This is a genomic window from Acinetobacter sp. YH12070 (assembly GCF_013419625.1).
GTDB lineage: Bacteria > Pseudomonadota > Gammaproteobacteria > Pseudomonadales > Moraxellaceae > Acinetobacter > Acinetobacter amyesii.
In genome coordinates, this window is record NZ_VOZT01000100.1 from 1 (window position 1) to 5571 (window position 5571).

General features: G+C 39.7%; 5 protein-coding genes and 2 pseudogenes. All 7 read right to left on the reverse strand.

The genetic code is table 11. The features are described 5' to 3' along the window. Nucleotides 1-85 (reverse strand): annotated as a pseudogene (locus FTU17_RS16620) (IS1595 family transposase); the annotation flags it as partial. A gap of 138 nt (nt 86-223) precedes the next feature. Further along, complete coding sequence (locus tag FTU17_RS16625) at nt 224-460, reverse strand: hypothetical protein (RefSeq protein ID WP_143221616.1); 237 nt, start codon at nt 458-460, stop codon at nt 224-226. 39 nt (nt 461-499) lie between these two features. After that, nucleotides 500-919, reverse strand: a complete 420-nt coding sequence (locus tag FTU17_RS16630) for a type II toxin-antitoxin system VapC family toxin (RefSeq protein ID WP_180136061.1) — start codon at nt 917-919, stop codon at nt 500-502. Then, a complete protein-coding gene (locus FTU17_RS16635) occupies nt 919-1149 on the reverse strand; it encodes an antitoxin (RefSeq protein WP_078191134.1) in 231 nt (76 codons plus the stop codon). Before FTU17_RS16635 ends, FTU17_RS16630 begins: the two co-directional genes overlap by 1 nt. A gap of 106 nt (nt 1150-1255) precedes the next feature. Continuing rightward, on the reverse strand, nt 1256-2395 hold the full coding sequence (locus FTU17_RS17635; RefSeq protein WP_228144743.1) for a hypothetical protein: 1140 nt from the start codon (nt 2393-2395) through the stop codon (nt 1256-1258). 170 nt (nt 2396-2565) lie between these two features. Continuing rightward, nucleotides 2566-5184 carry a Fe/S-dependent 2-methylisocitrate dehydratase AcnD gene (gene acnD / locus FTU17_RS16645; RefSeq protein WP_180136063.1) on the reverse strand — a complete coding sequence of 873 codons (2619 nt, stop codon included), beginning with the start codon at nt 5182-5184 and terminating at the stop codon, nt 2566-2568. Between the two features lie 280 nt (nt 5185-5464). Then, a pseudogene (locus FTU17_RS16650) lies at nt 5465-5571 on the reverse strand (IS701 family transposase); the annotation flags it as partial.

The following is a 5571-nucleotide window of genomic DNA, read 5'->3' on the forward strand; positions in this document are numbered from 1 at the left end:
CTGTTTTAGAAGCAGGAATATCAATGCAAAAGCACTGAATAATTTTTTTAATCTTATAGTGACTTAATTTACTGTTTTCTATCATGATTCTAGACTAACATATCTATTCTGCTAGTCTAGAGCCTTTGTTTTTATATATGCAGTGTTATACGTTAGCAAAAAGCCCTATCGAGTGATAGGGCTTTTCTTTCTAAACAGCGGATAACTGTTAGTGTTTTGCAGCTTAGGCATTCTTATTGTTAAATTGATTGCCTTGGCATTTGGTACACGGTGGTAAACGATCAGTACCAATTTCTAAGTAGACGCGGTGTCCGCATTGAACACAAAAATAGAAGCCTGTTCCGGGTTTTTGACCAGCAGTAACCATTTTTGTTCTCCATGTGTTTTTAGAAATGGTAGATTCAGTATAACCCTCTTGTGATGAATGTCTATTGGTCATTTCGACAATTGATAATGGCATTTAGGCAAAGCATAATTTCGAAAGGAAATTTTGGTGGGTTTACAGCGATTTGCTGAGCCAGTTTTCTACTTGCAGTTCGTCTACACGCAGAAATTCTTTTTCATTGTTTGTGACCATGACCCAATTATTTGATCGTGCATGAGCAGCTAGCCATAAATCGTTATTGCCAATTATTTGCCCCTGAAGCGCTAACTGTTTTCGAATTTGAGCATAGTGTACGGCGGTGTGTTCATCTAACTCTATAACAGGAATGATTGAAGTTAATTCATCGATAACTTTGAAAGCTTTGTCTTTCCATTGGCTTTTTTCCGCACCAAAGCGAAGTTCCCCCAAAGTAATCACTGAAATAAAAATATTGCCGTCAGTTAAATGTTTTTCAAAATGCTGACGGACAATTTCGGGTTGATGCTTGGTGATATAAATACAAATATTGGTATCTAATAAATATTGTGTTGGCATTAGAACTCTTCTCGTTCTTGCGGTGGTTCATCCACTCTTGTTTCTGCATAAAAGTCGTCTGGCATTTGTGCCAAAACTTTAAATAATTGATCTGCTGTGACCGGTTTTTCACGCAATATGACTTCGTCACCACGGCGGAATATTTCAACTTCTTTGCCTTCAAAGCGAAATTCTTTGGGTAAGCGAATAGCTTGGCTGCGACCTGTCATAAAAACTTTTGCGGTAGTCATAGGGCTACTCCATCAGTTTTGATATATATCTTATGATAGGTATTTATTGAGTGTTTTTCAATCAAAAATATAAATATCTTGTAAAAATCAGTGTGAGTTTTTAATGTTAATAATTAGCATTGATATAATTACATAAGTGCTCATTCTCACTATCTAGCCAGTCTCCAAAAACATCTATATCCTCTGCTTTCTTTAGCAGTTGTGAGAGCGATTTATCATCCATTACTAGATCTAAGCCACTATTACAAAACATCCATGCAACCTCTAAGTTTTCTTTAAAAAAATTATCTACTTCATCAAAAAAAAGACAAATATTTTCAAATTCACTTTCATTCAGCGGTATAAAGTTAAAGTGAACACTATCTTTATAATCTGACATTGTCGCAGGAACTACTCCATAATTTTCTAAATGAAAATGAAATGATTGCCCTTTCTTTTCAAAACCACCATGAGCAAAAGTATTCCTATACTTCTCTTTAATTAAAGTGAGTTCATCATGTATTCTTTTACTATTTGGATTACTTAAGTCAAAAACTTCACTGTATTTTTTAGACCAAAACTCACCAATAAATTTCTTAATATCATATTCCTTCTTATTTTCTGAAAAAGGCAATGCAAGCACTAAAATATGTTCTAACCGACTAAAATATGAATCAATCATTGCCAAGGAGTTATACACTGCGTACTGCTCTAAATCTCTTTTAGCAAAAAATGTATTCAACATGCTAGAAAAGTCTTTATTCTTAATAACGTTATCAATTTCTTTTTTAAAATTTTTTTTAGATTGGTCGCGAAAATAATAATATTGACCACTTAATTTATGGAAAAGATTTGGAATTGTAAAATTATTTAATGCAACTTGATTTTCTGCATACTGATTCAAAATATTCTTTTCAATAAACTTAATATTTTTCTTTAATTTATTAATTAATTCTTTCTGAATAGCCTCAACATCTGCTATTCGTTCACTATACAATCTTAAACCAAATTTGTGAGAGCTAATTAAATTTACTGCACCTTTATATTCAAAAATTATCCCCCAATGCATTTTATCCCATCTGGATATTGTTCTAAATCCACATATTTTATGAAGAGTAAATAAGAGTATAGACTCTACTGGAAAATCTTCACGAGAAATAGATATTACTGTTTTTTCATCTAATTTAGTTTCAGATGAAGGATCTGTTAATTTGAAATCTTGAAATATTCTTTCTAATTGAACTTTTATCTCTTTAGTAAACTTCATATTCCCAACTCAAAAAAACCCTACATCAATGTAGGGTCTTTTTTAAACAATATCAAATACTTTAATCTCCCCCTTGCGAAGTAATACTTCTCATCTTTTAAAAAGGGGAACTCCCTCCTTTTTCAAAGGTGAGGAATATATTCCGTAAGGGGTGGATTTAAAGAATTACATCAAGCCACATTCCCTTCTAAAAAGTCCTGTGCAAAACGCTGCAACACACCGCCCGCTTCATACACATGCACTTCTTCTTCGGTATCCAAACGGCAAGTCACAGGCACTTTAATAATTTCATTTTTGCCGTCTGCCGTCGAACGCTCAACCACCAAAGTCAGGTCAGAACGCGGCGCGATATTGCCAATCACGCTATACAGCTCAGTACCATCCAGCTTCAAAGTTTTACGGTCTGTACCCGTTTTAAACTCAAGCGGCAGCACGCCCATACCTACTAAGTTAGTACGGTGAATACGCTCAAAACCTTCTGCCACGATCACTTCTACACCTGCAAGGCGCACACCTTTAGCAGCCCAGTCACGGCTCGAACCTTGACCGTAGTCCTTACCTGCAATGATGATCAGCGGCTGCTTACGATTCATATAAGTTTCGATCGCTTCCCACATACGCATCACTTCGCCTTCTGGCTCTACGCGCGCTTTTGAACCTTGCTTGATCGTACCGTCAGAACGAACCACCATTTCATTAAACAATTTCGGGTTAGCAAATGTTGCACGTTGTGCAGTCAAATGGTCGCCACGGTGGGTTGCGTATGAGTTAAAGTCTTCTTCAGGCACGCCCATTTTATGCAGGTACTCACCCGCTGCCGAATCCATCATGATCGCATTTGAAGGCGATAAATGGTCAGTGGTGATATTGTCAGGCAAGATCGCAAGCGGACGCATATTTGCAAGTGTACGCGGTGCAGCCAAAGCCCCTTCCCAATACGGCGGACGGCGGATATAAGTACTTTGCGGACGCCAGTCGTATAACGGGCTTGCCGCTTTTTCACGCTCACCCAAGTCAAACATTGGGATATACACTTTCTTAAACTGTTCAGGTTTAACCGCTTCTTTCACCAATGCATCAATTTCAGCATCAGACGGCCAAATGTCTTTTAAGTAAATTGGATTACCGTCTTTGTCATTACCCAGTGAATCGGTTTCGATATCAAAACGAATCGTCCCTGCAATGGCATACGCCACAACGAGTGGAGGCGAAGCCAAGAACGCTTGTTTTGCATAAGGATGGATACGACCATCGAAGTTACGGTTACCTGAAAGTACCGCAGTTGCGTACAAATCACGATCAATAATTTCTTGCTGAATCACTGGATCGAGCGCACCTGACATACCATTACACGTGGTACATGCATATGCCACGATACCAAAGCCCAGTTTTTCTAAATCACCGAGTACACCTGCTTCTTCTAGGTATAAAGCGGCTGCTTTAGAACCAGGTGCAAATGATGATTTCACCCAAGGTTTACGCACTAAACCTAATTCATTTGCTTTACGTGCCAACAAACCTGCCGCAACGGTATTACGGGGGTTAGAGGTATTGGTACAAGAGGTAATGGCAGCAATAATCACCGCGCCATCTGGCATTAAACCTTCTGCTTCTTGCGCACGTGCTGCTTCTAAGTTTCCTGCAATGCCTTTGGCTTTTAAGTCAGCCGTCGATACACGCGCATGCGGGTTCGATGGACCTGCAATATTACGAGTGACTTGTGATAAATCAAAACGTAGTACACGCGGGTATTCTGCCGCTGTCATATCCGACGCCCAAAGACCAATTTCTTTGGCATAGGTTTCAACCAATTTCACTTGATCCGCTTCACGGCCTGTCAATGTCAGGTAATCAATGGTGTTTTGGTCAATGTAGAACATCGCAGCCGTTGCACCATATTCAGGGGTCATGTTTGAGATCGTCGCACGGTCACCCACTGACATGCTGTCAGCACCTTCACCAAAGAATTCTAAATACGCACCGACTACACGTTCTTTACGCAAGAATTCTGTAAGCGCTAACACGATATCAGTTGCAGTAATGCCCGCTTGACGCTGGCCCACCAGTTCTACACCAATGATGTCTGGCAGACGCATCCAAGATGCACGTCCCAGCATCACGTTTTCAGCTTCGAGTCCTCCGACACCGACAGAAATTACGCCCAAGGCATCAGTATGCGGCGTATGTGAGTCTGTACCCACGCAAGTATCTGGGAATGCGACACCTTCACGGTTTTGAATCACTGGAGACATTTTCTCCAAGTTAATTTGATGCATGATACCGTTGCCCGCAGGGATCACATCGACATTTTCAAAGGCTGTTTTGGTCCATTCAATGAAATGGAAACGGTCTTCGTTACGGCGGTCTTCAATCGCGCGGTTTTTCTCAAATGCGTCAGGGTCAAAACCGCCGTATTCTACTGCTAGAGAATGGTCAACAATCAGCTGCGTTGGAACAACAGGATTGACTTTTGACGGGTCGCCGCCTTGGTCTGCAATCGCATCACGCAAGCCTGCAAGGTCAACCAATGCGGTTTGACCGAGGATGTCATGGCACACCACACGTGCAGGGTACCAAGGGAAATCGTGGTCTTGTTTGCGGTTAATCAGCTCTTTTAAAGATTGTTCTAAGATTGCAGGGTCGCATTTACGAACCAACTGCTCTGCAAGGACTTTAGATGTATATGGGAGTTTTGCGTATGCGCCTGGCTGAATATCTTCTACGGCTTGGCGTACATCGAAGTATTCTAGCTGGGTGCCTTGCAGCGGTTTACGGTAGTTGTTGTTCATAGCGTTCCTGCCCTCGGTCTTTCATTTTTTTGCGTTGTCTTTTTCATAGACAATTCATCTTTGTTCGATAGGCATACTACACTGCCGAAAACCCATTTCCCAAATCTCATATATTTCATATAGTTAAATATAAAAATAGGGGTTTTTGAAATATTTAGTTACACTAACTTTGGAATATTCGCTCTAAATATGAATTTTTTTGAAAAATAGCTGCAAATCCGCCTCATTCTTTAGTCTAAGGTAAATTGCACTGCATAATATTTATAGGACTTACGCACTATCATTTATAGATTCTCTGTGGTAGCAGATGATTTTTATCGAGAATAAAGTCATCAATGAAGTTTTTGATAATTGGTCTAAATAATTTCTTCTGCCAACGATATATAT

Coding starts and splice junctions, on each gene's coding strand:
- acnD (WP_180136063.1), bottom strand. CDS start 5,184: ATGAACAACAACTACCGTAAACCGCTGCAAGGCACCCAGCTAGAATAC.
- FTU17_RS16630 (WP_180136061.1), bottom strand. CDS start 919: ATGCCAACACAATATTTATTAGATACCAATATTTGTATTTATATCACC.
- FTU17_RS16625 (WP_143221616.1), bottom strand. CDS start 460: ATGCCATTATCAATTGTCGAAATGACCAATAGACATTCATCACAAGAG.
- FTU17_RS17635 (WP_228144743.1), bottom strand. CDS start 2,395: ATGAAGTTTACTAAAGAGATAAAAGTTCAATTAGAAAGAATATTTCAA.
- FTU17_RS16635 (WP_078191134.1), bottom strand. CDS start 1,149: ATGACTACCGCAAAAGTTTTTATGACAGGTCGCAGCCAAGCTATTCGC.